The sequence below is a fragment of the Chryseobacterium jejuense genome (assembly GCF_900100075.1).
Taxonomy (GTDB): domain Bacteria; phylum Bacteroidota; class Bacteroidia; order Flavobacteriales; family Weeksellaceae; genus Chryseobacterium; species Chryseobacterium jejuense.
The window spans coordinates 13318-38870 of record NZ_FNEG01000008.1; the positions used below are offsets into that span (position 1 = coordinate 13318).

25 protein-coding genes are annotated in these 25553 nt (G+C 36.5%); 20 read left to right on the forward strand and 5 right to left on the reverse strand.

Features of this window, described 5'->3' with window-relative positions; translation table 11 throughout:
* Positions 1 to 170: 170 nt before the first annotated feature.
* The 10 genes from BLS98_RS20325 to BLS98_RS20370 all read left to right on the forward strand — a co-directional run bounded on the left by BLS98_RS20325 (position 171) and on the right by BLS98_RS20370 (position 10566).
* A complete protein-coding gene (locus BLS98_RS20325; RefSeq protein ID WP_089738909.1) occupies positions 171 to 1904 on the forward strand; it encodes a thiamine pyrophosphate-dependent enzyme in 1734 nt (577 codons plus the stop codon).
* 136 nt (positions 1905 to 2040) lie between these two features.
* Complete coding sequence (locus BLS98_RS20330) at positions 2041 to 2520, forward strand: hypothetical protein (RefSeq protein WP_089738911.1); 480 nt, start codon at positions 2041 to 2043, stop codon at positions 2518 to 2520.
* A 45-nt stretch (positions 2521 to 2565) separates the two neighbouring features.
* The gene (locus BLS98_RS20335) at positions 2566 to 2979 is read left to right on the forward strand and encodes an energy transducer TonB (protein WP_089738913.1); all 414 of its coding nucleotides are present in this window, start codon (positions 2566 to 2568) and stop codon (positions 2977 to 2979) included.
* 168 nt (positions 2980 to 3147) lie between these two features.
* Positions 3148 to 4584 (forward strand): tRNA (N6-isopentenyl adenosine(37)-C2)-methylthiotransferase MiaB, encoded by a 1437-nt coding sequence (miaB, locus tag BLS98_RS20340; protein WP_089738915.1) that lies wholly within the window; start codon positions 3148 to 3150, stop codon positions 4582 to 4584.
* Positions 4585 to 4593: 9 nt separating this feature from the next.
* Positions 4594 to 5109 (forward strand): hypothetical protein, encoded by a 516-nt coding sequence (locus BLS98_RS20345; RefSeq protein WP_089738916.1) that lies wholly within the window; start codon positions 4594 to 4596, stop codon positions 5107 to 5109.
* Positions 5081 to 5878, forward strand: a complete 798-nt coding sequence (locus BLS98_RS20350) for a tetratricopeptide repeat protein (RefSeq protein WP_089738918.1) — start codon at positions 5081 to 5083, stop codon at positions 5876 to 5878. Before BLS98_RS20345 ends, BLS98_RS20350 begins: the two co-directional genes overlap by 29 nt.
* 36 nt (positions 5879 to 5914) lie before the next feature.
* Positions 5915 to 7201 carry a sigma-54 interaction domain-containing protein gene (locus tag BLS98_RS20355; RefSeq protein WP_089738920.1) on the forward strand — a complete coding sequence of 429 codons (1287 nt, stop codon included), beginning with the start codon at positions 5915 to 5917 and terminating at the stop codon, positions 7199 to 7201.
* A 15-nt stretch (positions 7202 to 7216) separates the two neighbouring features.
* The gene (locus BLS98_RS20360) at positions 7217 to 7921 is read left to right on the forward strand and encodes a DUF2189 domain-containing protein (protein WP_089738922.1); all 705 of its coding nucleotides are present in this window, start codon (positions 7217 to 7219) and stop codon (positions 7919 to 7921) included.
* The gene (locus tag BLS98_RS20365; protein WP_089739214.1) at positions 7911 to 8462 is read left to right on the forward strand and encodes an LptE family protein; all 552 of its coding nucleotides are present in this window, start codon (positions 7911 to 7913) and stop codon (positions 8460 to 8462) included. Before BLS98_RS20360 ends, BLS98_RS20365 begins: the two co-directional genes overlap by 11 nt.
* 1 nt (position 8463) lies before the next feature.
* Positions 8464 to 10566, forward strand: coding sequence for a tetratricopeptide repeat protein (locus BLS98_RS20370; protein WP_089738924.1), 2103 nt, complete (start codon positions 8464 to 8466; stop codon positions 10564 to 10566).
* A gap of 47 nt (positions 10567 to 10613) precedes the next feature.
* On the opposite strand, the gene BLS98_RS20375 is transcribed toward BLS98_RS20370, so the two are convergent.
* The 4 genes from BLS98_RS20375 to BLS98_RS20390 form a co-directional block, all read right to left on the reverse strand.
* On the reverse strand, positions 10614 to 11219 hold the full coding sequence (locus tag BLS98_RS20375; RefSeq protein WP_089738925.1) for a DUF4126 domain-containing protein: 606 nt from the start codon (positions 11217 to 11219) through the stop codon (positions 10614 to 10616).
* A 286-nt stretch (positions 11220 to 11505) separates the two neighbouring features.
* A complete protein-coding gene (gene rnpA, locus BLS98_RS20380) occupies positions 11506 to 11877 on the reverse strand; it encodes a ribonuclease P protein component (protein ID WP_089738927.1) in 372 nt (123 codons plus the stop codon).
* Positions 11877 to 12605, reverse strand: coding sequence for a tRNA threonylcarbamoyladenosine dehydratase (locus tag BLS98_RS20385; protein WP_089738929.1), 729 nt, complete (start codon positions 12603 to 12605; stop codon positions 11877 to 11879). Before BLS98_RS20385 ends, rnpA begins: the two co-directional genes overlap by 1 nt.
* The gene (locus BLS98_RS20390; protein WP_089738931.1) at positions 12598 to 13224 is read right to left on the reverse strand and encodes a TatD family hydrolase; all 627 of its coding nucleotides are present in this window, start codon (positions 13222 to 13224) and stop codon (positions 12598 to 12600) included. The genes BLS98_RS20385 and BLS98_RS20390 overlap by 8 nt, the downstream gene beginning before the upstream one ends.
* A 96-nt stretch (positions 13225 to 13320) precedes the next feature.
* Here BLS98_RS20390 and BLS98_RS20395 point away from each other — a divergent pair, with 96 nt between their 5' ends.
* The 9 genes from BLS98_RS20395 (at position 13321) to BLS98_RS20435 (ending at position 22208) form a co-directional block, all read left to right on the forward strand.
* Entirely contained in the window at positions 13321 to 13950 is a 630-nt protein-coding gene (locus BLS98_RS20395) for a TetR/AcrR family transcriptional regulator (protein ID WP_066693165.1), read from the forward strand.
* A gap of 103 nt (positions 13951 to 14053) precedes the next feature.
* Positions 14054 to 15049, forward strand: coding sequence for an outer membrane protein assembly factor BamD (locus BLS98_RS20400; RefSeq protein WP_089738933.1), 996 nt, complete (start codon positions 14054 to 14056; stop codon positions 15047 to 15049).
* Positions 15050 to 15091: 42 nt separating this feature from the next.
* Positions 15092 to 15415 carry a DNA-directed RNA polymerase subunit omega gene (locus BLS98_RS20405; RefSeq protein WP_002983982.1) on the forward strand — a complete coding sequence of 108 codons (324 nt, stop codon included), beginning with the start codon at positions 15092 to 15094 and terminating at the stop codon, positions 15413 to 15415.
* Positions 15416 to 15538: 123 nt separating this feature from the next.
* A complete protein-coding gene (gene coaBC, locus BLS98_RS20410) occupies positions 15539 to 16744 on the forward strand; it encodes a bifunctional phosphopantothenoylcysteine decarboxylase/phosphopantothenate--cysteine ligase CoaBC (protein ID WP_089738935.1) in 1206 nt (401 codons plus the stop codon).
* A gap of 36 nt (positions 16745 to 16780) precedes the next feature.
* Positions 16781 to 17686 carry a type IX secretion system protein PorD gene (gene porD / locus BLS98_RS20415; RefSeq protein WP_089738937.1) on the forward strand — a complete coding sequence of 302 codons (906 nt, stop codon included), beginning with the start codon at positions 16781 to 16783 and terminating at the stop codon, positions 17684 to 17686.
* The gene (locus BLS98_RS20420) at positions 17674 to 18207 is read left to right on the forward strand and encodes an SMI1/KNR4 family protein (RefSeq protein ID WP_089738939.1); all 534 of its coding nucleotides are present in this window, start codon (positions 17674 to 17676) and stop codon (positions 18205 to 18207) included. Before porD ends, BLS98_RS20420 begins: the two co-directional genes overlap by 13 nt.
* A gap of 96 nt (positions 18208 to 18303) precedes the next feature.
* Positions 18304 to 19953 (forward strand): DNA repair protein RecN, encoded by a 1650-nt coding sequence (locus BLS98_RS20425; RefSeq protein ID WP_089738941.1) that lies wholly within the window; start codon positions 18304 to 18306, stop codon positions 19951 to 19953.
* Between the two features lie 50 nt (positions 19954 to 20003).
* Positions 20004 to 21470, forward strand: coding sequence for a DUF5687 family protein (locus BLS98_RS20430; protein WP_089738944.1), 1467 nt, complete (start codon positions 20004 to 20006; stop codon positions 21468 to 21470).
* Positions 21471 to 21473: 3 nt separating this feature from the next.
* Positions 21474 to 22208 carry an ABC transporter ATP-binding protein gene (locus BLS98_RS20435; RefSeq protein ID WP_089738946.1) on the forward strand — a complete coding sequence of 245 codons (735 nt, stop codon included), beginning with the start codon at positions 21474 to 21476 and terminating at the stop codon, positions 22206 to 22208.
* Positions 22209 to 22292: 84 nt separating this feature from the next.
* Here BLS98_RS20435 and fumC read toward each other — a convergent pair whose 3' ends face one another.
* A complete protein-coding gene (gene fumC / locus BLS98_RS20440; protein ID WP_089738948.1) occupies positions 22293 to 23687 on the reverse strand; it encodes a class II fumarate hydratase in 1395 nt (464 codons plus the stop codon).
* Between the two features lie 195 nt (positions 23688 to 23882).
* Between fumC and BLS98_RS20445 the strand changes: the two genes are divergently transcribed.
* On the forward strand, positions 23883 to 25490 hold the full coding sequence (locus BLS98_RS20445) for a fumarate hydratase (protein WP_089738950.1): 1608 nt from the start codon (positions 23883 to 23885) through the stop codon (positions 25488 to 25490).
* Positions 25491 to 25553: the final 63 nt, after the last annotated feature.

Consider the following 25553-nt stretch of genomic DNA (forward strand, 5'->3'; position numbering starts at 1 on the left):
TTAAATAATCTTGCGAACTCACCGTTAAAATCTGGAACATCATTAAAAATTTACGAGTTTTTTAATACTGTATCTCCTTCAGTTCTGCTATTAATTAGCTAAATTTGATAGGCTTAGGATATGTACATCCCAAGTACTATACAGAAAAACAACCACCAAATCTATAAATTATGGCTAAAAATATAGCAGAGCAAATTGTTGAAATGCTCGAAAGCGCCAATGTGAAAAGAATCTATGCAGTAACAGGAGACAGTCTCAATCACCTAAATATTGCGGTGAAGAAAAGCAGCATCCAGTGGATTCATGTACGCCATGAAGAAGTAGGAGCTTATGCCGCCGCCGCCGAAGCTGAACTAGATGGCTTTGCAGTATGTGCAGGAAGCTGCGGCCCTGGACACGTTCATTTGATTAATGGAGTATATGAAGCACACAAATCTCATGTTCCAATGCTGGTGATTGCGTCTACAATTCCAAGTGATGAAATGGGAATGGATTACTTTCAGGAAACCAATACCATAAAGTTATTTGATGATTGCAGTTATTATAATCAAATGATTACCCGTCCCGAACAGGTGCAGAGAACCATTCAAACGGCTATTCAGCATGCCATTTCCAAAAAAGGAGTAGCTGTAATTGGTCTTCCAGGTGATGTTTCAGAGCTGGATGCACAGGAAGGAACAACATCTACCCAGATTTTTAAAACCAATCCTGTAATAAGACCATCAGATGAAGAACTGAAAAATCTAGCCACTCTAATCAATGAAAGTAAAAAAGTAACCCTTTACTGTGGGATTGGATCTGCTGAAGCCAGTGCTGAGGTGATACAATTATCTCATTTATTAAAAGCTCCTGTAGGCTATTCATTCCGGGGAAAAATGGCCATTCAGCCTAATAATCCTAATGAAATTGGGCTTACAGGTCTGCTGGGATTCCCTTCTGCCTATCATGCGATGCATGAAGCCGATCTTGTGATCCTTCTTGGAACAGATTTCCCTTATCAGAAATTTATGCCGGTAAAAAATAAAATTGTTCAGGTTGATGAAAGCCCGGAAAGATTGGGGAGAAGAGCAAAGCTTGAATTGGGGCTTACAGGAGATGTTAAACAGACGATTATGGCCTTACTTCCTTTGCTGAATGAGAAAACAGATGTTGACTTTCTTAATGAGCAGCTGGCTTTTTATGATAAAGTAAAAGAAAATCAACTGGAATATGTAAAAGATTCAGGGAAAGCAGATGCTATTCAGCCCGAGTATGTAGCCCATACTTTGGATCGGTTAGCTAAAAAAGATGCAATTTTCACGGTAGATACGGGAATGTGCTGTGTTTGGGGAGCAAGATTTATTACAGGAACAGGAGAACGAAAGATGCTGGGATCCTTTAACCATGGATCAATGGCCAATGCAATGCCAATGGCTATTGGGGCTTCTCTTTCTCATCCCGATAAACAAATCATTGCGATGTGTGGTGATGGTGGTTTATCGATGTTATTAGGTGACATGGCAACCATTTTTCAGTATAAACTTCCTGTAAAATTGATTGTGTTCAATAACAGAACTTTGGGAATGGTAAAATTGGAAATGGAAGTGGGCGGAATGCCGGATAACGAAACAGACATGATTAACCCGGATTTTGCAATGGTTGCTCAGGCTATGGGATATCCTGGAAAAAATGTTCATCAACCTGAAGAGGTGGAGAATGCTATTAAGGAATGCCTGGAGTATAACGGACCTTATTTACTTAATATCTTTACCAATCCTAATGCATTGGCTCTTCCTCCAAAAATTGAACTCGATCAGGTGTTAGGAATGACCAAATCTATGGCTCAGCTTATGCTGGGAGGAAAAATGGATGAGGTCCTTGAAACCGTTAAAAGTAATTATAAACACATCAAAGGCCTTTTATAGAAGTTGTTTTCAGTATTTTAATACGCAAGATGTGAACCCCATTTTAGAAAACTTCATACATTGTGTGAAGTTTTTCTTTTTGGTAAGACTTCTAAATATTTACCTTTGTTTATTAATTTAATGAACAGATCAAGCTATGAGAACGATACTTTTATTTTTTGCCGTATTTTTTGCCAACTTTTCTTTTGCGCAGGAGCTTGAAGATAGAGATGATTCCTTTATTGTAGAAAACAATAAAAACCTTTTCAAAATAGACATTAAAGAACCTTTTTTACAAGTCGCGGTAAAATGTAATGATTTTAAGCCTGCAGCTTTTGAAGGAGGAGCTTCAGCGTATAAAAATATTCTGAGTAAATACATGTATACCTATTTGAATGCAGATTTCTATACACTGAGTGGAGATTTTACATTTACCTTAATGATAGATGAATCAGGAAAGGTAATAGATGCTGTAGGTGCTCCAAAAGTATTGCACAGTGAAGCGTTCTTTGATGATATGCAATATGTAGTGAGAAGAATCAAAAGAAACTGGAAGCCTGCAACTTGTAACGGACAGTCGGTAAAATCAGAAATGAAAGTAAAAATGAATTTCTCTTCTTTATCAATAGATATGTAAAGCCATCGCTGCAGAGACATTTTGATTAATAACTATTTAATAACCATGAAAAAACACATTGTAATCCTGTTCCTCTTTATGGGGTTTATAGGATATTCACAACAGTCACAATCTCCAAAAGAAGATGTGGTGGGTTCCCAAAATGCAGAATTTCCAGGTGGTGATGAGGCTTTTACCAAAGAATTTTTAGAGATGATCCACGCCTACATTGATTTGAAAAAATATGCAGTAAACGGAAAATTTGTTTTTGTTTTTGATGTGAGTACAAACGGGAAGGTGGATAACCTTGATGTATTACCCAAAGTGAAAAATAGTGAGATGTTTATTGATGATATGAGGTTTGCTATTAAAAAAGTAAAGAAGAAATGGAAACCTGCAATGAAGGATGGGCAGCCTGTAGTTTCTAAAAAGATCATCAAAATTAACTTTACTTCAGACCATTTTGACCACGGAGATTAATACTTTTTCAATAGAAAAAATGATAGTTCTTCAGGAGTTTAACAGATCATAATAATCCTCCTGCCATTCTGTCACAATATTTTGTATCTTTGCAGACTCATCTGTTCGTAGTTTAAAATTCACGGAAAGAATTCCTATGTTTTAACCCCGAACCTTAAATTGATTATTGTGCAGGAAAAATATATAGACGAAACAAAACAGGGCGAAGCATTTGCTATTGCCGAAAGACCTGAAAATTCTAAAAAACTGTTTTTAGAAAGCTATGGTTGTCAGATGAACTTCTCAGATTCAGAAATTGTTGCCTCCATTCTTAATGAACAGGGATATAACACAACTATGAAAGTAGAAGAAGCAGATCTGATCCTGTTAAACACTTGCTCTATTCGTGAGAAAGCCGAGCAGACAGTGAGAATGCGTCTTTCCCAATTCAAAAATCTTAAGAAAGAAAAGCCAAACATGACGGTAGGGGTTCTGGGATGTATGGCAGAAAGATTAAAAACCAAATTCTTAGAAGAAGAACAATTGGTTGACCTTGTAGTAGGACCAGATGCTTATAGAGACTTACCAAACCTACTAAAAGAAACAGATGATGGTAGAGATGCCATCAACGTAATACTTTCCAAAGAAGAAACTTATGCAGATATTAATCCGGTTCGTTTAGGCGGAAACGGGGTTACAGCCTTTGTTACCATTACGAGAGGTTGTGATAATATGTGTACATTCTGCGTAGTTCCATTTACCAGAGGAAGAGAAAGAAGCCGTGATCCACACTCCATTATTGAGGAATGTAAAGATCTTGCCAATAATGGGTATAAAGAAATTACCCTTTTGGGACAGAACGTAGACTCTTACTTATGGTATGGAGGCGGTCCTAAAAAAGATTTTGCCAAAGCATCTGAGATGCAGAAAGCAACGGCAGTTGACTTTGCTCACTTATTAGATTTGGTTGCTAAGGCAGTTCCGGAAATGAGAATCAGATTCTCTACATCAAACCCTCAGGATATGAGCCTTGATGTATTTAAAATGATGGCGAAGCACGATAACATCTGTAAATATGTACACCTTCCTGTTCAGAGTGGAAGCAATAACATGCTTGAAGCGATGAACAGACAGCATACCCGTGAAGAATATCTTGAATTAATCAGAAAAGCGAAGGAAATTGTACCGGAAGTGGCATTTTCTCAGGATATGATTGTAGGATTCTGTAATGAATCAGAAGATGATCACCAGGATACACTAAGCCTGATGAGAGAAGTAGAATATGACTACGGTTATATGTTTGCTTATTCAGAAAGACCGGGAACTCCGGCTCACAAAAAAATGGAAGATAATATTCCTGCTGATGTGAAGCAGAGACGTCTTGCTGAGGTGATTGCGCTCCAGGGAGAGCTTTCCAGAATGAGAATGGTGTCTTATGTAGGAAGAGTTCATCAGATCTTGATTGAAGGAACTTCCAAAAAGAATCAAAACCAATGGAAAGGAAGAAATTCCCAAAATGCAGTTTGTGTCTTTGATAAGCTTGAAGGGCAGCAAATAGGTGACATTGTGGACGTTTTTGTGTATGATAACACCCAGGGCACACTTTTAGGGAAAATCACAGAATAAATTTAAGTTTTGAAGGCGGTTTCCCTTTTTACTTTATTTTCCTTTGTTCTGTTTTCGTGTCAGGCAGAGAAAAACAGGAGTAAATATCCGGATACTGTAGGTGATATAGCTTTTGATGAAAAATTGGATGAAGCAGGCTTTAAGAAATGTGGAGCAGGAAAAGACAGACCTTTCAGTTTTCAATATTATCACGGACCTAAGATGTTCGATTATAAGGGAGAAAAAATTGCTATCGTTCAAAAACTTAAAAAAGAAAATATATATTCAGAAAAGAAGGTCAACGGATATATTACCGTTAGATTTTTAGTAAATTGTGAAGGAAAAACAGGCCTGTTCAGGCTAAAGCGCATGAACTCGGATTTGAAAGATATTGCTTTGGATGAAGAATTGGAAAACAAGCTGTTGAAATTCACAAAATCATTAAATGGCTGGATGCCGAAAGAGATAGAAGGTTTAAAAGTAGATTACTATCAGTATTTAACCTATAAAATTGAAGATGGAAAAGTTTCAGAGGTATTACCTTAGCTTTTTGTTACTTATAGTGTACACCAATACTATTGCACAGGTCAACTGTAATGCAATAGAGGGTGAGGACTGCAAAAAAGCCTGTGAACTTTATAACACAGCTTCAGATTTACAAGGCTCTTGGGAATCACAGGAAGGATTTGATAAAGCGATAGAGCTTTGCCCGGATTTCTCCAATGTTTACATGGAGAAAGCAGTGCCTTATCTCAAAAACGGAGATTTTGCAACCTGGAAAATCCTGATTGATAAAGCTGTTGCCTTAGACCCTAAAATGCATCTTGGCTACAGAGGCTGGTGCAAATTTCAATTTTTAGGAGACTATAAGGGAGCTATTCAAGACTTAGAAGAGTTTCGTAAATATTATCCTGAAGATCTTGGCAGATCTTTAAATGGAGATTATCATCTGGATGTAGTTAAAGCTATGTCCTACAGTGCTTTAGGGAAGAAAGGAAAGGCCGCCGGAATTATTGAACACCTGTTGGCTACAAGAGGATATGTAAAAGGCATGTTCGATCATTACCAGCTTGGTGTGACTTATTTTGAGCTGGGTAGATATGATAAAGCCCTTGAGAATTTTGAAAAACAAAGCAAAGAAAACAACTTTGCTGAGAATATATACTTTAAAAGTAAAGTTTCTAAAATTAGAAACAAAGATTATTTGGATTTGAAAATGTTAGCCTTAAAAACGTACGATGAAGGTAAGACAATGAAAGATGTCTATACTCATCATTTTAACAAAGTCTACAGACAGCAGATTGAAGAGCTGTAGAATAGTAACATTCAATCAATAATCAAAAATTTACTTATGAGCAACGAGTTACAAAACATAAAAAACCGCTTCGGAATTATCGGGAACTTTCCGGCACTCAACAGGGCCCTGGAAAAATCGATACAGGTTGCCCCTACCGACATCTCCGTTCTTGTTATCGGAGAAAGTGGAGTAGGAAAAGAATTTATTCCGAAGATCATTCATTCAGAATCCAGAAGAAAACATCAGCCTTATATCGTAGTCAATTGTGGAGCTATTCCTGAAGGAACGATAGACTCAGAATTATTTGGGCACGAAAAAGGAGCTTTTACAGGAGCTACTGCCACCAGAAAAGGATATTTTGAAGTAGCAGATGGCGGAACTATCTTCCTGGATGAGGTAGGTGAACTTCCTTTACAGACGCAGGTTCGTCTTTTAAGGGTACTTGAGAGTGGCGAATTTATGAAAGTAGGATCTTCGCAGGTACAAAAGACCAATGTAAGAATCGTAGCAGCTACCAACGTTAACATGATGAAGGCTATTCATGACGGAAGATTCCGTGAGGATCTGTATTACCGTTTGAATACCGTTCAGATTGATATGCCGCCTTTAAGAGAAAGAAAAGGAGATGTCCATTTGCTGTTCAGGAAATTTGCAATAGATTTTGCAGAAAAATACAGAATGCCTGAACTGGAACTGGAGCAGAGTGCCGTTCATTATATAGAAAACTATGCTTTCCCAGGTAACGTCCGCCAATTAAGGAATCTTGTTGAGCAGATGACCGTTGTGGAAAGAAACAGAAATATCACTGCAGAAAAACTTGCAGAATATATTCCGATGGAAACCCACCTTCCAATGGTGGTAAATAATCAGAATACTCCAAAACCAAATGATTTCGGAAGCGAAAGAGAAATCATGTATAAGATTCTCTTCGATATGCGAAACGATATTAATGATTTAAAATCCTTAACTTCGGAATTAATAAAGAACAGAGGAACAGCTGATCTAAGTAATCATGAGAAAAGTCTGATTAACAGAATCTATACTCCTGAAACTCAGCCGCAGATAAATTCAGGCTCTTTACTGTATTTTGAGAATAATGACGCTCCGGCAGTACAGACACCTACCATTATTTCAAGCCCGGATGATAGCTACGAAGATATTGAGGATATTGAAGTAGAAGAAAACAGACCCGAATCACTCTCTCTTCAGAATAATGAAAAGGATTTGATTATCAAAGCACTGGAAAAACATAAAGGAAGAAGAAATAGAGCTGCAGACGAGCTGGGAATTTCACAGAGAACTTTATATAGAAAAATAAAACAGTATAATCTGGAAGATTAGTAAAGCACAATAAGTATGAATGTAAATTTAAAACCTAAGCCGATTAATTTTAAATTCGGGGATTATATTAACAAGGGTATCGAACTTTTAAAGAAAGATTTTGGAAATATTTTTGTTGCATTTTTAGTGTGCATGATCATGTCAATCATCCCTTTTTGTGGAATGCTGGCAATGGGCAACATGTATAAATATCTTCAAAAATTAAATAGAAATCAACCTGCTAGCCCCGGAGATATTTTCGACTTTAAAGACTTTATGCCTTATTTTATTCTACAGCTCATTATTTTTGGAGCCGTTTTAATCATTTACATTCCACTGATTATTGTATTAGCACTAACAGGAGCATTATCTGGTAGTGATGACCCTAACCCAATGGCAGCGTTTTTTATGTTTCCTTATATATTTGCAGTAATGATAGCGATCTATTACTTTGCATTAAAAGCTTTCTATATTACTCCTTTAATAAGTCTTAAAGGAATTAAAGATTTAAAAACAGCCTGGAATATTTCAAAGGTAATGACCAAAGGAAATCTTATATCAATTCTTCTTTTCTCATTTGTAGTAGGACTTTTAGCTCAGATAGGTTTTCTTGCTTGTGGGATCGGAATTTTCCTGACCCTTCCCTTTGTATATGCTGCTAATTATTTTGCTTACGAAGATGCTATTCAACAAATTGAATTTGATGAAATCACTGAAATTGGATCTAAAAATGAATTTTAAAAATAAAAATATCAGTCTGAAACAGCCATTGCGAATGATGGTGCTCTTTGCACTGCTGGGAGTATTAAACTCATGCTATAGCTTTACAGGATCATCTCTTACAGATGAGAAAACCGTTCAGATCAACGAGTTCCCAAACAATGCTTCTCTTGTAAACCCAGCATTGTCACAACAGTTCTCAACCGATATTCAGAACAGGTTTTTACAGAGAACTACTCTGAAAGGGACAAAATCAAATCCTGATATTCTGATAGAAGGAGAAATTTCAGACTATGCTATTACGCCTACTACCATCAGCTCCAATACGCAGACAAATCCTGCAGGAGGAGTGGTACAACAGGCTCAGAATAAACTTACAATTACTGTAAAAGTACATTACGAAAATAAAGTACACCCGGATTCCAGTTTTGACAGAACGTATACGGATGAAGCTGCATTTAACAGCAGTTTGTCACAGAGTGAGATCGAAAACTCTCAAGTGAAAATTGTGACTGAGAGAATTATTAACAAGATTTTTAACGACATTGTAGCGAATTGGTAAGATGAATCCCAGAGTTTTAGAATTAATAAAAAATCCGAAAAATATTCAGTCAGAAGATCTAGGTCTTTTGAAGGATGAGATTCACGCATTTCCCTATATTCAAAATATCAGGGCACTTCATCTGTATGGAGTACACCTGTATGAAAAGGAGAATTATCAGAAAGAACTTTCCATAACAGCGGCTTATACCACTGATAAAAAAATTCTTTATCAACTGATCAACGGGAAAATTCAGCAAGAAGTAAAATCGGTAGTAACGGAAGATAAACCATCTGTAATTGCTGCTGATAAGCCTGTAAAGTACAACTATAATGTCAAAGGTTTCCCGATAAAAAGAGAAGAATCTGCCCCAGCTCCTGAAAATGAAGAGGCAGCAGAAAAGGAAACATGTATAGTACAGACAGAGCAGGAAGTAAAGCATCTTTATGTAAATGGAGAACGCAATAGAATTCTGTTTGAAGGCGAAGAAAACTTCCTGAATGAAGAAAACCCTGAAACGATAGATCTTGAATCTACATTAGAATCAGGAACACTTGTAACCCAAAGATCAGAACCGGATACTGCTACAGTGCCAGTTCAAGAGGAAGCAGAAGAAAGCTTTACACCGGGAACTGTTATTAATGAAGATCAGATTACGTCAGAAGCAGTAGAAGAAAAAGTTGAAGAACAGGAAAATCTGAGTTTTGAAGAAACCGAAGCTTTATTACCAGAAGCAAAAGTAGAAGAAAATGCAGTTGAAGTTCCAATAGAAGATGCTGAAGGCATTGTTGAAGAAGAAGTTCCTGTTTCAGAAATTAAAGAAGAGACAGAGCCTTTAATAGCGGAAGCAATTGTTGAAGAAAGCATCGTTGATGTTCCAGCAGAAGATGCTGAAGCTATTGCTGATGAAGAAATTCCTGTTTCTGAAGTTGAAGAACAGATCACGGAAGAACCGGATGCAGAGTTAAGTTTCCATGGAACAGAGGCCTTCTTGCCGGATGTTAAAATTCAGGGCAATAATGATGAGGTTGCTGAAGCCGTTGAAACTCCAGTACTCAATGTGAACAAGCATGAGGAGGAGATGAGACGCTTGATTGAAGAGGTTGAGAAAAAGATGAAGGAAACTAAATCTGCTCAGCAAGAAGAACAAGTAGAGCCAGAAGCTGTTGAAGATCATGAGATAAGCTTCGCAGAGACACAAAGTTTCCATTTCTGGTCAACAGATCAGGAAAATTCAGTACAAGCGGAAGAGGCAAAAGAGGAGGAGATACAGACAGAAGCAGCTGAGCATACAGAACCTGAAGTAGAAGTTACAAAAGAAGAAGTTGTAGAAGAAACGGTTCCTGAAGTTCAGGCAACATGGAAACCTATGAGCCTTGAATCTAATGTACCTGATTCTTTAATTAATAAACAGGCAGAAACTGTTGCTCCTGCAGTAAATATTCCTGTAGTAGTGGAAATGCTTTCTACAGAGGTAAAAGTTGAAAATAGAGAGGCTCTTGAAGAACCTGAGACTATAATAGCGCTTCCTGTTGAAGATATTTCTGCGGAAAAAGAGGAAGAACAATCTGAAACTCCTGAAGAAATACAGGAGATTAATGAAGCAGCTCCTAAGAAGGATGGGGAAGTTCCGGTAATGAATGTCTCATTCTTTGGTAGTGATATTTCGAGTTTGAAAGTTGGCGAATCGAAGGAAGCTAAAGAAGAGCCTATAAAAGAAGAACCAATGAAGGAAGTAGCGGTGGAAAGTATTCCTCAGTCTCCAATCAATAGCAACGTTCCAGGATTTATCAATACATGGCAAAGCTGGCTGAAAATTGGCAGAACAGAAGAGGACGAGGTTGAAAAGGAGAAAGAGGAGATTAAAGAAAAAGCAATTGAAACCTTTATTGAAACCAATCCTAGGATCAGCCAATTGAGAGAAGAAAGTTCCTATGTTGTCAAAGAAAAGAATGATGATATTTCCCACTTGATGACCGAAACACTAGCCAATCTTTATTTCGAACAAAAATTATATGCTAAAGCAATTAAAGCATTTGGAATACTGATTAAAAAACATCCGGAAAAGAAAGAATATTTCGAAACCAGAATTAAAGAAATCAAAGATTTTAGAAGTAAAAACTAAGATATAATATAAAAGGTACAGCTCTAGGAGACTGTACCTTTTGTTTTTTATTCAGTTGAAGGTGTTTTTCTGCCCCTTAGCTTCCTCCATGCTTTTCGGCCATATACCACTACCAAAACCAATAAGATAATAGCTAGAATAGCTGCAATAATAGGAGCTACCATTGCAAGTACAGTCATGATGCCGGCTCCTGCGGTCTCAGTAGTTCCCACTACAGAATTTCCCAACCCTCCTGTGGTGGCTGTAGAAGCTGCCCGTATCCCTGCAAAACCGGAACTTATGGTAGCAGCTGTTCCTCCACCTGCAATTAAAGCCAGCGCCCATTGCGGAAATGTACCTAATTCGGCAAACTGACTGGCAAATAAGATAGAGCCGGCTACAGTAGCCATTGGAACAGAAACAGTATCCAATAAATGATCTACGAATGGGATATAATAAGCTAAAATTTCAACAACCGTTGCGATTCCCGTAGTGATGAGTGCAGGTAAACCCGCCAGCCATTCAAAACTTTCACTCATTGGAATCCAATGAAAATAAGAAGCAAGACTTACGGCAAACAGAGGAAGAAAAACCCTGAAGCCTGTGGCAGCAGATAGTCCAATGCCGATAAAGGCACTAATGACATACGAAAGATAGGGAACTTGATCCAACATATTAATTTTCAGATTTATTGTTTCCTATAAAATTACAAAAAGTATGCGAGATGTAAAGAATCTGAATTTTGAGAGAGATTTGGGATACGAGTTGCGCAGTTTCGGTTTGTCGGCAAGTATAGACTTGATACAGAAAATCTATGAAATATAGGCTTAGAGAAGCTTATTGCGTAATCATCTGTGTGAGAGAAAAAAGAAAAAAATCTGTGTAATCAGTAAGGTATGCGAGAGGAAGCCATCAGTAGGGTTTAATACTATCCTAACTGTTAGGCTTCTCTATCAAAAATTATTTTTTCTGAGCATCACAAAGCTTGATAAACTGTGCTTCCACATCCTGAAACTTGGCAGGCATTTCGGAAGAAACCCAAAATAGCATGGCCCTTGTTTTTTCTCCAAAAGCTTCTTTAAATAAGCCTTTATTTAATCGATAGCACTCTCTTAGCAACCTTTTAATACGGTTTCTGTGAACCGCTCTTTTGAAATATCTTTTAGAAACAGAAACGCCAAACTTTCCGCTTTCAATGGGGATAGTGGGCTTGTCTTTCAAAATAATGATTCTCAGATTTCCAGAAGTCCGCCATTTACCTTTTTCAAAAAGTAAACTGATCTCTGTATTTTTTTTGAGCTTTTCCGCTTTCGGATATTTGGTATTCTGCATTAATCTTGTTTCGCTAGTAGAGAGTTGATAACTTCAGCAGCAGCATACAACCCGAAAATTGCAGGCATATAGCTTATTGTTCCGTAAAAAGATCTTTTATAATTAGTTCCGTCAGTCATTTTCAAACTGTCTTCATCCTGAATATCATTAGCAAAAACACAACGAACCCCTTTGTCAATTTTAACTTTTTTCAACCTTTTTCTTACTTGTCTTGCAAGGTGGCAATGTTCGGTTTTGCTAATGTCTCTCACCAATACTTTGCTTGGGTCGGTTTTTCCACCTGCTCCCATTGAACTTACAACCTTTATTCTTCTTCTTTTGGCAGCAATAATCAAACTAAGTTTTGGTGTAACGCTGTCAATACAGTCCAAAACATAATCAAACTTTGCAGAATCTAAAACTTCATCCATTCTTTCAGGATTTAGAAACTCATTGATTTTGGTTAAATTAAGATCAGGATTAATATCTAAAAGCCTTTCTGCAACAACTTCTACTTTATGTTTTCCAACAGTAGAACGTAAAGCCGGTAATTGTCTGTTAACATTGGTAATATCCACTGTATCACCATCCACGATCGTCATCGTTCCTACTCCGGCTCTCGCCAGAAATTCAGCAGCAAAAGAACCTACACCGCCTAAACCAACAACCAAAACAGTGGCTTTATTCAATTTTTCCAAACCTTCTTCTTTTACCAAAAGTTCCGTTCTTTCCAACCAGTATTTATCCATTTCTTATCGTGTGTAAATTTTCTAAAATTTGTTCGTTGAGGTCTTCCAAAGAAATTCCTTTTATTTCCGAAACCTTCAGGTACAATTCATCGATCTTAAAGTCTTCATTGTCAGTTTCTAAAAAGAATTTGTCTAAGGGAGTGTTTTTTAAAATATCCTGCAAAGATAAATTATACAAAACAGCTTTTCCAAAACTCAGATAAAAATTATTTGTCAGAAGATCCTCTGCAATTTTCTGTTTTTTATTAAAACCATGAATAATCATAGGTTGTTCAGCCTTTTTCTTAAAGGAAATCACCTCATAAAATTTTCTTACACAGTGAATGATAACAGGCTTTTTTACTTCATTGGAAATGTTGATCTGTCTTAAAAAAACATCTTCCTGAATTTTTTGAGGAATAGAAACAAGAGAATCCAGACCACATTCACCTATGGCAAAACAGTTCTGAAACATCATACTTTTCATCCAGTTCAACTGACGATCTATATCATTAATGTCAATATCATTGGGGTGTATTCCTATTGAATAAGGGGAATCCGGCGGAATTTGCTCAATATCCAAATTGTAAATTCCGTCTCGAATGTATTTTTTATGATGATGAAAATCAAAAAATTCCATAGCCAAAAATACTACTATTTGGAATTAATATAAAATTATTAAACAATCGTTTACAAATGTGTTAAAAATTTCTTAACTTTACTCAAAGTACACTTTATGAAAAAAAAATTTACTGAAAAACAGATTCACATACTGGATATTGCAGAAGAATTAATTGCAAAGAAAGGGTACGAAGGAACTTCTGTGAGAGATATTTGCTCCAAAGCCAATATCAACGTCGCTATGATCTCCTATTACTTCGGTTCTAAGGAGAAAATGATGTCTTATCTTTATCAATATAGAGTATTAAAGACCAGGGAAAATTTTTCAGAATTTGCTGATACCATCAAAGAAGGAAAGCCAGAAATGCAGATGCGCGAAATGATAAAATATATTGTTTCCCAGCTGTTCAAATATAATTATTTCCATGGGTTTGTTACTCAGGAACTTCGTCATACAGAGAATTTGAAGGATGAATTGCTGGATTTTTACCAGCTGTTTGTTAAAAAACTGGATGAAGTCATCAAAAAAGGAGTGGCTTCAGGAGTATTCACCTTTACCCCAAAGCCGGAAGATATTCTTACGATGATTATCGGTTCTACCTTATTTGTGATCCGGAATAAAAATTTTTATGAACTTTACGTACCAAGTAAAAACGAAGAAGCCTATGCAAAAGAGGCTGAAAAGAAGGTGAGAATGAATCTTTTATTAAGTGTTTTTGCAATTTTAGGATACGCTGCAGACTAAAATTACGTTAAATATTCATAAAAAAAAATCTATTGACAAAAAAGTTATATTTTTGCAAATTAGTAAATCGGCTGTATAATCCGAAAACTGTTGAACTTTTTATATGAAAAAATATATTTTAGGTCTTTTTGCTGTAGCAGTGATGGCATCATGTGTTAGCCAGCAAGAAAGAGCAATGAAGAGTGCTGATAAAGATTTTATCTTAAAAGCTGCCAATGAAAACTTCGCTAAGAAAAAGTGGAAAAATGCATTGGCTCTTTATGACAGACTGGCAAACCTTGTAGCAGGAACAGATGATTTTCCTAACGTAGGTTTCAATACAGCTTATGCCAATTACTACGATAAAAGTTATAAACTGGCAGGGCATCAGTTTAAAAACTTTGCGGTCAACTTTCCAAAAGATCCAAGAGCAGAAGAAGCTGCTTATATGTCTGCATTATGTTACTATGAAGGATCTATGGATTACAACCTGGATCAGTCTAGTACAGAATTAGCAGTTAATGAGCTTCAGGATTTCCTGAACAATTATCCTAATTCTGAAAGATCAAAAAATATTAGTCAACTTATTGACGAGCTTTCTTATAAGCTGGAGTTTAAAGCTTATGAAAACGGAAGACAGTACTTTAAAATGGGTGAGTACAAAGCTGCTAACGTAGCATTGGAAAATGTATTGGAAGATTTCCCAAGTACAAAACTTCGTCCGAAAATTTATGATTATATCATGAAATCTCGTTATGAATTAGCTATAAAGTCTATATATAGTCTTAAAGACGAACGTATTGAAAGTGCTTTAACCTATGTGAAAATGGTTGAAAAAGAGCTTCCTAATACAGAGTACTCTAAAACGGCATCTGATTTGAGAGCAAAACTTGAAAAAGAAAAAGAACATTTTGTGGTGGTTAAAAAAGATACCGAAGCAAAAATTGCAGCTTTAACAGCTAAGCAAAAGAAAGAAGCAGAAAAGCTTGCCAGCCAGGGTAAAAAAGAACAGCAGATTAAAGATCAGATCAGTAACGAAAAGCAGGCAAAGCAGATGCAGAGGGATAGTGCGGCACTTCAGACCCCTCCACCAGCAGCGACTTTCAAAATTAAAAGATAATTCGTAAATTTGCCATCTTAAAATAAAAATAAATTTCTCAAAATGAGTGTAAAAGATACAAAAGCAGAAGTAAATACTATTACTTACGACAAAGATAAGATTGAAGATAAAGTAGGTTCAATCTACGAAGCTATTGTTATCATGGGAAAGAGAGCAGAGCAAATTAATGCGGAGATCCGTACGGAACTTCACAACAAATTAGATGAATTTGCTGTTCACAATTCTACATTGGAAGAGGTTTTCGAAAACAGAGAACAAATTGAGATCTCTAAACATTACGAAAAACTTCCAAAGCCAACTTCAATTGCTATTGAAGAATGGTTAAACGATGATGTATATTTTAGAAAAACAGAAGAAAGAAAGTAATCATCTGTGTTTTTTATAAACGAAGGTCATAAAGGAACTAAGTTCTTTTATGACCTTTGCTGTTTTAAACCCTGATTGTGGGAAAAAATAAGTATTTTAGTGTTTCAAAAAAATTAAAGCTAAATGAGTGTTTCCGGTAAAAAGATCCTTATTGCTGTTTCTGGCGGAATTGCAGCCTATAAAGTTCACTTCCTGATAAGAGACTTTGTAAAACAAGGAGCCGAAGTACAGGTAATTATGACCCCTGATGCAGAACATTTTGTAACCAAATTAAGTTTGGCTACACTATCTAAGAAACCAGTTTATTCTGATTTTTATGGTGACAACGGAACCTGGAACAGCCACGTAGAACTTGCTTTATGGGCAGATGTGATGATTGTGGCTCCATGTACAGCCAATACCTTATCTAAAATGATCCACGGAATGTGTGATAATCTCGTGATTGCCACTTATATGTCTGCGAAATGTCCGGTATTTATTGCTCCGGCAATGGATTTGGATATGTATGCACATCCTTCCACAAAAAGAAATCTCGAATTGGCAGGAAGCTATGGGCACCTTATCATTCCCGCTGAAAACGGAGAATTAGCTAGTGGATTGGTTGGTCAGGGAAGAATGGCAGAGCCGGCAACCATTTTTAATACTGTTGAAAATTATTTTACAGATTATACCGTTGAAAAAAGCCTTGAAGGGAAAACTGTCTTAATTACAGCAGGACCTACTTATGAATCGATTGATCCGGTAAGATTCATAGGAAATCATTCCTCAGGAAAAATGGGGTTCTCTTTAGCTGAAGAAGCTTCAAAAAGAGGAGCAAAGGTGATTTTGATCTCAGGACCAAGTTCCCAAACCCTTACCGATAAAAATGTAGAACTGCATAAAGTAACTTCTGCAAAAGAAATGCTGGCTAAAGTATTTGAGTTTTATGATACCATAGATATTGGGATTGCAAGTGCTGCAGTGGCAGATTATGCACCAAAGGATGTGGCTAAGGAAAAGATCAAGAAGAATGATGAAAACCTTACCATTGAACTGGTGAAAAATCCTGATATTCTTAAAACGATGGGGGAAAAGAAAACCCATCAGTTTCTGGTAGGATTTGCTTTGGAAACCCAGAATGAAGAAGAAAATGCCAAAGGAAAACTGGAAAAGAAAAACCTTGACATGATTGTTTTGAACTCTTTGCGTGATGAAGGAGCCGGGTTTAAAAATGATACTAATAAGATCAAGATATTCACCAAAACAGAAAAAAGAGAATTTGATCTGAAGTCCAAAGATGATGTAGCGAAAGATATTCTCAATTTTGTTGAATCTCAGCTTTTAAAATAATTTTAATAAATTTCCGTTCTCAATTTTTAATAGACAATGAAAAAAATTATAAGTTTATTTTTTCTGTTATTTATCTTTAATCTTGGTTTTTCCCAGGAGTTGCTGGCAACTGTGCAGGTAAATTCTCAGCAGATAGGAGGGAGTAACCAGCAGGCTTTTAAAGCTTTGGAGAAAAGTCTTAGAGATTTCATCAACAATACCAGCTGGACAGGGAAGAAATTACAGAATTTTGAAAAGATCAAATGTGGTTTTTCCATTGTTATTTCTGAAAGAGATGTCAATAAATTTAAAGGAGTCATTGTAGTTCAGGCAGTACGTCCTGTCTATAATACCACGTATGAATCCCCTTTACTGAATCTTCAGGATCAGAGATTCAGTTTTGAATATATTGAGAACGAAAACCTTATTTTCAATGAGAGACAGTTTTCCGGGAAAAACCTTACCGATGTAATCAGTTTCTATATTTATCTTATTTTGGGCTATGATGCTGATAGTTTCCAGTCAATGGGTGGAACCCAGTGGTTCACAAAAGCACAGCAGATTGCTCAAAACTCTCAAAACAGAAACTATGACGGTTGGAATACGATCAACGAACCGAGAAGCCGTACCATATTGATTAACGAAATTATGAATCCAAACTGGAGCCAGTTGAGATCTACGATGTATACTTACCACAGATCCGGTATGGATAATCTCTTTAATCAGGATCAGACTCCTGGAAAAAAAGTGATTTTTGATGCTCTGATGCAGCTTAAAATGTATGAAAATTCTTTCCAACAAGGCTTTTTCTTCAATCTTTTCATGGATACTAAGAGTGATGAGATCTTCAATGTTTTCAATTCCGGGAATAATGGCGGACTTATTCTTAATGACCTGAAGCAGACCATGATTATTCTTTCTCCAAAAAATATTGATAACAAGTGGAATAAATGGAAGAATTAAATTATGAGGAAGGACGAATTAAAGAAATAGTTGACAGAACACTTAGCTTTTGGATTGAGAATGAACTCAATCAACTTCCTTGTGATATCGAAATAGAAATGCTTGCTCCGGATCAGCCTGATGAAGAATGGAAATTCTGGCTTCCTATTGAAAGTACAATTACAGACGTTGCACTTAAGGAATTTGAAACAGAAACAGGGTTTGTTTTTCCAAACGATTTTAAAATATTCCTGAAACATAAACATTTTTATGAGCTTCAGATCTCGGAAGTTTCCTTTTGCTCACTTCCTGTCAGTTCGTGGAGAGCTTCTCTTCGTGAAATGATGTTCGAGACCTACTCAAGAGAATTCCTTTTTGATAAAGGGTATGTTCCTTTTGCGGTATACAGTGACTGGGGACTGTTGTGTTTTGATACCCATAACAATAATACTGTTGTTCTTTGGGATCATGAAGATGAAAATTCTTTCCAGTATCAATACTCAAACTTTTATGAACTGCTGGCAGAAATTTCAAAAGTGTAAGCCTTCTTATTTAATCGTTATCTGTCGTTTCTGTTTTCGTTAAAAAAACTTACTTTTACAATCAATATTAATATCTGATAAAAACACGGATTATCCATGCTTTCAAGAATTTACATTAAGAATTTTGCCCTGATTGATACCCTTGAAGTATCATTGAATAATGGTCTTCAGGTAATTACCGGAGAAACCGGAGCAGGAAAATCCATTATTTTGGGTGCATTGCGTCTTATCCTGGGCGAAAGGGCAGATGTAAAATCTATTTCAAAAGCAGAAGAAAAAAGTGTTGTAGAAACAGAGTTTGCATTGAACAATCAATTCAAGAAGTTTTTTATTGAAAACGATCTAGATTATGAGTTGCAGACCATCATCAGAAGAGAAATATTACCATCCGGAAAATCAAGAGCATTCATCAATGATGTTCCGGTAACATTGGATATCCTGAAAGAGCTTTCTTCTCAGTTAATTGATATCCATTCTCAATTTGAAACATCCAACCTTTTTACCTCAGAATATCAGTTTAAAATTATAGACGGACTTTCTGAAAATAAAAAAATCATTGAAGACTATCAGCTGGAGTTTTCAGCATTTCAGAATCTTAAAACCTTGTTGAAAAAGCTGAAAACACAACTTTCAGAAGCCAATAAAGAAAGTGATTATAAAGATTTCTTACTCAATGAGCTTGAAGAATTAAAACTGGATGATGTAGATTACGAAGATATTCAAAACCAATTAGCTGTTCAGGAAAATGCAGGAATGATTTCTGAAAACGTAGGTCAGATCCTGTCCAGATTCCATCAGGAAGAAATTGGAATTCTTTCATTCTTTAACGAAGCAAAAGCTAAACTTTCCAGAATTGCAGGTATTTCAACCAGTTTTGCAGAGCTGGACCAAAGGCTTGAAACCTCTTTTGTGGATTTGAAAGATATTATTTCTGAGCTTGAACATGAAGCAGAGAAACTGGAGATCAATCCGGAAAACCTTCTTGTTCTTACGGAGCTGAATAATAAGATAAATGCTTTGTTCCTTAAACACAATGTTTCAGACCTTAATGAACTGATTGAGATCAGAAACGGGCTGGCAGGAGATCAGAAAGGAGCTTCAGAGCTTGAAGCACAAATTCTTGAAACTGAAGAGAATATTGCTCATAAAGAAAAGTCACTTCAGATTCTCACTGAAAAGCTTTCCAAAAATAGAAAAAAGAACATTCCTGTTTTCATTAAAAAAGCAGAAGGACTTCTTAAAAAACTGGGCCTTGAAAAAGCCAAAGTAGATATAGAATTACAGGATGCTGAAGAATTTAATCAATTCGGAAGAGAAAATATTCAGCTTTTATTCCAGGCCAATTCAGGATTTCCACTTAAGCCAATCCAAACGGCTATTTCTGGTGGAGAAAGATCCAGAGTAATGCTTGCTGTGAAAAAAATTATCGCAGAAAGTGATGAATTACCAACATTGATTTTAGACGAAATTGATACTGGAGTTTCAGGAAAAGTAGCCGAGGAAATTGGAAATCTGATGCGCGAAATGTCTGAAGATATGCAGTTGATTGTTATTTCTCACCTTGCACAGGTTGCAGCCAAAGGAAATGATAATTATAAAGTGGTAAAACAAGATGTTGCCGGGAAAACTCAATCTACCATCATTCCTTTAAATGATAAGGAAAAACTGAATGAGATTGCCCAATTGCTTTCAGGAAGCAAAATTACTGAAGCAGCTCTTGCTCAGGCGAAAGAACTTATTGGCTAAGAAGCTGTAACGTTTTTTACATTATATTTACTAATGTAAAAAACTAAACTATGTTTCTAAAGTTCCTTAATCTTGAAATTAAAAGCTTTTTCCGTGGTACCTCTTTAGGAGTTAATCTTACCATGAAAATTTTAAGATTCATTGCGATTCTTTATTTCATGGGATGCCTTGTAGGTGGAGCTTTTCTGGTCTTTATGTATGTGAAGAATGAAATACATCAGGATCCTTTAAAGATTGTTTCCACATTTTTACTCATAGGTTGGGTTGCAGATTTAGCAATCAAATATCTCTGGCAGGAAATTCCAACACAAAACATCAAGCCTTTCCTTACTTTGAATATTAAAAAGAGGACATTGGTAAATTATCTGTTGGTAAAAACCTTTTTTTCAGCCTTTAGCTGGCTTAATTCTCTGTTTTTCATTACGTTTTCGGGGATTGCATTGTTTTATGGATATAGTTTTCCAGGAGTTTTATCATGGTTAATAGGAGTCTCTGCTATTTTTTATCTAAATAGCTTTCTCAACATTTTTCTCAACAGCACAGAAAAGGTTGCTATTGTTGTAGCTGTAGTTATTGCAATAGTGGCAGCGTTGGGCTATTATAATATTATCCCAATACTTTCTTACTCGGACATTGCTTTCTATGGCCTATATGAGAAACCATATCTTTCCTTGATTCCTGTTTTCATATTTGCTGTACTGTGGGTGTTTTGTTTTCGATATATCCGTAGGGAATTCTATCTGGATCAAGGCCTTGAAGCAAAAAAATCAGTAGGTAAAACAGAAAATATTGCTTTTCTAAATAAATATGGAGTCATAGGAACATTCATTAACAATGATATAAAAATGCTGAAACGTAATAAAGTAACCAGAGGTATTCTTTTGGGAAGTTTTATGTTTCTTTTTTATGGATTGCTGATGTATACTTCTAAAGCGTACAAAACTCCCGCAATGACAATGTTCATGGGACTTTTTGTAACGGGAGGATTTCAGTTTTTATTTGGGCAAAGAGTTCCTGCCTTTGACAGTTCTTATTATCCTCTGATGATGACTCTGAATGTTCCCTACAAAGAATATTTAAAGGCCAAATGGTGGCTGATGAATATTGTAACAGGAGTGTCAATCATTATAGCTGCATTGTATAGCTATTTTGGCTGGGAAATTTATGTTACGTTTTTTGCAGCCGGGCTTTATAATATCGGCGTGAATTCACAATTTACACTTTGGTCCGGAGCATTCAATAAAACTCAGATTGACCTTAATTCAAAAGAAAAAAGATTCGGGCAGAAAAATAGTTTCAATTTGAAATCGATGCTGTTAATGATTCCTAAAATGCTGCTTCCCATGGCTGTATTCGCTGGTGCAAAATCTCTTTTTGGAATCACGGCTGGAGTAGTAAGTATTGCAATTATGGGATTAATAGGATTTTTATTGCGGGAAAAAATCTTTGATATCATTGTGAAACACTATAAAAGAGAAAAATACAGCACACTGGATGCATTTAAAAATAAAGACTAAGCTATGATTACTATAAATAATTTATCTAAAACATACGGGACGGCAACCGTTCTGAATATTGAACATCTTGAAATTTCTAATGGAGAAACTTTTGGTCTGGTGGGAAATAACGGAGCCGGAAAGACCACTCTTTTCAGCCTGATGTTAGATCTTATTCAGGCTAGTACTGGGTTTGTAAGCATTGATGGGACGAAAGTAAATGAATCAGAAGTCTGGAAAAACAAAGTTTCTGCGTTTGTAGACGATTCTTTTCTTATTGGCTATCTGACTCCTGAGGAATATTTTTATTTTATTGGTGAATTGAGAGGGCAGAATAAGGCATCCATAGATGAGTTTTTGAAACCTTTTCATGATCTTTTTAATGGTGAGATCCTTAAATCCAATAAATATATCAGAGACCTTTCAAAAGGAAATCAGAAAAAAGTAGGCATCGTAGGAGCCATTATTGGAAACCCTGAAATCATCATTCTGGATGAACCTTTTGCTAACCTGGACCCATCTACACAGATTAAACTTAAAAATCTAATCAAAGAATTATCGAAGCAGGATGGTGTAACTTTTCTTATCTCCAGTCACGATTTATCTCATACTACTGAAGTTTGCAACAGAATAGTGGTGGTAAACAAAGGACAGCTTGTAAAAGATATTCAAACAACACCTGAAACACTGAAAGACCTTGAACAGTATTTTTCAGATCAGGTTTCTGGTCCAAATGAAGCTGCCGAAAATAAATTTTAATGTTTTGATAATATAGCCAAAAAAGCACCGAAGAAATATCTCCGGTGCTTTTTGTTTAAAGTCTATGAATGAAAATTAGAATTGTTATTTCAGGCTACCCACCATATCTTCCGGTTTTACCCATTCATCAAACTGTTCTGCGGTTAATAACCCAAGATTGACAGCTTCTTCTTTTAACGTTGTTCCGTTTTTATGAGCGGTTTTAGCAATTTTGGCTGCATTTTCATATCCAATATGAGTGTTTAAAGCCGTTACAAGCATTAAAGATTTATCTACAAGTTCTTTAATTCTCTCATGGTTCGGCTCAATACCTACAGCACAGTGATCATTGAACGAAATACATGCATCAGCAATAAGTTGTGCAGATTGCAGGAAGTTGTAAGCCATCACCGGTTTGAAAACATTCAGCTCATAGTTTCCTTGAGTTCCTGCGAATGAAATAGTAGTGTCATTTCCAAGAACCTGAGCGCAAACCATTGTCAGAGCTTCATTTTGAGTTGGATTTACCTTTCCAGGCATGATGGATGATCCCGGTTCATTTTCAGGGATGTGGATCTCTCCGATTCCGGAACGAGGTCCGGAGGCCAGTAATCTGATATCCTGAGCAATTTTGTATAGAGAAACAGCAAGTTGTTTTAATGCTCCATGGCTTTCAACAATAGCATCATGTGCTGCCAGTGCTTCAAATTTATTCTCAGCTGTAATAAACGGATGGTTAGTAAATTTTGCAATGTATTCAGCTACTTTTACATCATAACCATTTGGAGTATTCAGTCCTGTTCCTACTGCAGTACCACCTAAAGCCAATTCAGAAAGGTGAGGCAAGGTGTTTTTTAAAGCTCTTAATCCGTATTCCAGTTGAGCAACATAACCGGAAAACTCTTGTCCCAGTGTAAGTGGAGTAGCATCCATCAGGTGGGTTCTTCCGATTTTTACTACATCTTTGAAGGCTTTGGCTTTTTCAGCAAGAGTATTTTTTAATTTTTCAACAGCGGGAATAGTCACTTCCACTACTTTTTTGTAGGCTGCAATATGCATAGCGGTTGGATAAGTGTCGTTGGAGGATTGAGATTTATTCACATCATCATTCGGATGAATTTCAGATTTTTCGCCTAAAGTTCCGCCATTATTAACATGGGCACGATTAGAAACCACTTCATTCACATTCATGTTGGATTGCGTTCCGGAACCGGTCTGCCAGATTACTAATGGAAATTGATCGCTCAGTTTTCCTTCAAGAATTTCATCACACACTTTGGCGATCATATCTCTTTTTTCACCTGAAAGTACTCCTAAATCTGCATTAGTATAGGCTGCGGCCTTCTTTAAGTACGCAAAAGCTTCAATGATCTCGTGAGGCATGGATCCTTCAGGACCAATTTTGAAATTATTTCTTGAACGTTCCGTCTGTGCACCCCAAAGTTTATCTGCAGGTACCTGCACTTCTCCCATGGTGTCTTTTTCAATTCTGTAATTCATTGTGGTTGAAATTTTAAAGTCTTTTAAATTTTGAAGCCACTTTTACTTTTTGTGGATTCATTATTTGGTTAGTATAAAGGTACTTATAAACTCATAAACCCGCAATTTATAATCATTATAAATATCAATTTTAATGACTGATTTTGCTCATCTTTTTTTAATGGAAGCCGTATTTTTGTACAAACAAAAAATTGAATGGACTTTAGATATCAGGATCCGTATCCAATTCAGAAAGATGATACGGTGTACAAAAAGCTTACATCAGATTATGTAAAGATTGAAAAACTAGGTGACAGAGAAATTTTAACTGTTGACCCGAAGGGATTGGAGTTATTGGCTGAAGAAGCTATGGCAGACGTTTCTTTCATGTTACGTTCTTCACACCTTGAAAGCCTTAAAAGAATCATTGATGATCCTGAAGCTACCGACAATGACAGATTCGTTGCTTATAACTTGTTACAAAACGCTGCTGTAGCGGTTGAGGGAGCTCTTCCTTCTTGCCAGGATACAGGAACGGCAATCGTAATGGGTAAAAAAGGAGAAAACGTATACACAGGTGTGGATGACGGTGAATTCTTAAGCCGTGGAATCTACAATACTTACCAAAAAAGAAACTTAAGATATTCTCAGGTAGTTCCTTTAACAATGTTTGATGAGAAAAATTCAGGATCAAACCTTCCGGCACAGATTGATATCTATGCTAAAAAAGGAGATTATTATGAGTTCTTATTCTTAACAAAAGGAGGCGGTTCTGCTAACAAAACCTTCCTTTACCAAAAAACAAAATCTTTATTAAACGAGAAGTCTCTTGAAGAATTTGTTAAAGAAAGAATCTCAGATCTTGGGACAGCAGCTTGCCCGCCCTACCACTTAGCATTAGTGATTGGAGGAACTTCAGCTGAGGCTAACCTTGCTGCAGTGAAGAAAGCTTCTGCAAAATATTATGATAATCTTCCAACAGAAGGAAATGAAGCTGGCCAGGCTTTCAGAGACCTTGAATGGGAAGCTAAAGTTCAGAAAATCTGCCAGGAAAGTGCTATCGGAGCACAGTTTGGTGGGAAATACCTTACTCACGATGTAAGAGTAATCAGACTTCCTAGACACGCTGCTTCTTGCCCGGTAGGAATGGGAGTTTCATGCTCAGCAGATAGAAATATCAAAGGGAAAATTACAAAAGACGGTATCTTCCTTGAGCAGTTGGAACAAGATCCAAAAAGATTCTTACCAGCAACGCCACCACATTTAGAAGAAGCTGTTGAAGTTAATTTGAATAAGCCAATGCCTGAAATTCTGGCGGAGCTTTCAAAATATCCAATCAAAACAAGACTAAAACTTAACGGGACATTAATCGTAGCAAGAGATATTGCTCACGCTAAGATCAAAGAAATCCTCGACAGCGGAAAACCGATGCCGGAATATTTCAAAAATCACCCCATTTACTATGCAGGACCTGCAAAGACACCGGAAGGAATGGCTTCAGGAAGTTTCGGCCCTACAACAGCAGGGAGAATGGATGTTTATGTTGATGAATTCCAGAGCCATGGCGGAAGTATGATTATGCTGGCAAAAGGAAACAGAAGTAAAGATGTTGCCAATGCTTGTAACAAATACGGAGGTTTCTATCTTGGATCTATTGGTGGACCTGCAGCTATTTTAGCCAAAGATAATATTGTATCAGTAGATGTAGTAGACTTCCCGGAATTAGGAATGGAAGCAGTAAGAAAAATTGAAGTAAAAGATTTCCCTGCATTCATCATTACGGATGATAAAGGAAACGATTTCTTTGCAAATCTTGCTCATTAATTAAATAAAAAAGTCCTTGAGAGCGGAGATATGAGATCATTGAATAAGTCTCAAATCTCCCGT

Coding starts and splice junctions, on each gene's coding strand:
- BLS98_RS20445 (WP_089738950.1), top strand. CDS start 23,883: ATGGACTTTAGATATCAGGATCCGTATCCAATTCAGAAAGATGATACG.
- BLS98_RS20385 (WP_089738929.1), bottom strand. CDS start 12,605: ATGGATAAATACTGGTTGGAAAGAACGGAACTTTTGGTAAAAGAAGAA.
- BLS98_RS20425 (WP_089738941.1), top strand. CDS start 18,304: ATGCTTTCAAGAATTTACATTAAGAATTTTGCCCTGATTGATACCCTT.
- BLS98_RS20325 (WP_089738909.1), top strand. CDS start 171: ATGGCTAAAAATATAGCAGAGCAAATTGTTGAAATGCTCGAAAGCGCC.
- BLS98_RS20405 (WP_002983982.1), top strand. CDS start 15,092: ATGAGTGTAAAAGATACAAAAGCAGAAGTAAATACTATTACTTACGAC.
- BLS98_RS20375 (WP_089738925.1), bottom strand. CDS start 11,219: ATGTTGGATCAAGTTCCCTATCTTTCGTATGTCATTAGTGCCTTTATC.
- BLS98_RS20370 (WP_089738924.1), top strand. CDS start 8,464: ATGAATCCCAGAGTTTTAGAATTAATAAAAAATCCGAAAAATATTCAG.
- BLS98_RS20435 (WP_089738946.1), top strand. CDS start 21,474: ATGATTACTATAAATAATTTATCTAAAACATACGGGACGGCAACCGTT.
- BLS98_RS20330 (WP_089738911.1), top strand. CDS start 2,041: ATGAGAACGATACTTTTATTTTTTGCCGTATTTTTTGCCAACTTTTCT.
- BLS98_RS20395 (WP_066693165.1), top strand. CDS start 13,321: ATGAAAAAAAAATTTACTGAAAAACAGATTCACATACTGGATATTGCA.
- BLS98_RS20390 (WP_089738931.1), bottom strand. CDS start 13,224: ATGGAATTTTTTGATTTTCATCATCATAAAAAATACATTCGAGACGGA.
- porD (WP_089738937.1), top strand. CDS start 16,781: ATGAAAAAAATTATAAGTTTATTTTTTCTGTTATTTATCTTTAATCTT.
- rnpA (WP_089738927.1), bottom strand. CDS start 11,877: ATGCAGAATACCAAATATCCGAAAGCGGAAAAGCTCAAAAAAAATACA.
- BLS98_RS20350 (WP_089738918.1), top strand. CDS start 5,081: ATGGAAAAGTTTCAGAGGTATTACCTTAGCTTTTTGTTACTTATAGTG.
- BLS98_RS20365 (WP_089739214.1), top strand. CDS start 7,911: ATGAATTTTAAAAATAAAAATATCAGTCTGAAACAGCCATTGCGAATG.
- BLS98_RS20430 (WP_089738944.1), top strand. CDS start 20,004: ATGTTTCTAAAGTTCCTTAATCTTGAAATTAAAAGCTTTTTCCGTGGT.
- BLS98_RS20360 (WP_089738922.1), top strand. CDS start 7,217: ATGAATGTAAATTTAAAACCTAAGCCGATTAATTTTAAATTCGGGGAT.
- BLS98_RS20420 (WP_089738939.1), top strand. CDS start 17,674: ATGGAAGAATTAAATTATGAGGAAGGACGAATTAAAGAAATAGTTGAC.
- BLS98_RS20400 (WP_089738933.1), top strand. CDS start 14,054: ATGAAAAAATATATTTTAGGTCTTTTTGCTGTAGCAGTGATGGCATCA.
- BLS98_RS20355 (WP_089738920.1), top strand. CDS start 5,915: ATGAGCAACGAGTTACAAAACATAAAAAACCGCTTCGGAATTATCGGG.
- BLS98_RS20335 (WP_089738913.1), top strand. CDS start 2,566: ATGAAAAAACACATTGTAATCCTGTTCCTCTTTATGGGGTTTATAGGA.
- coaBC (WP_089738935.1), top strand. CDS start 15,539: ATGAGTGTTTCCGGTAAAAAGATCCTTATTGCTGTTTCTGGCGGAATT.
- fumC (WP_089738948.1), bottom strand. CDS start 23,687: ATGAATTACAGAATTGAAAAAGACACCATGGGAGAAGTGCAGGTACCT.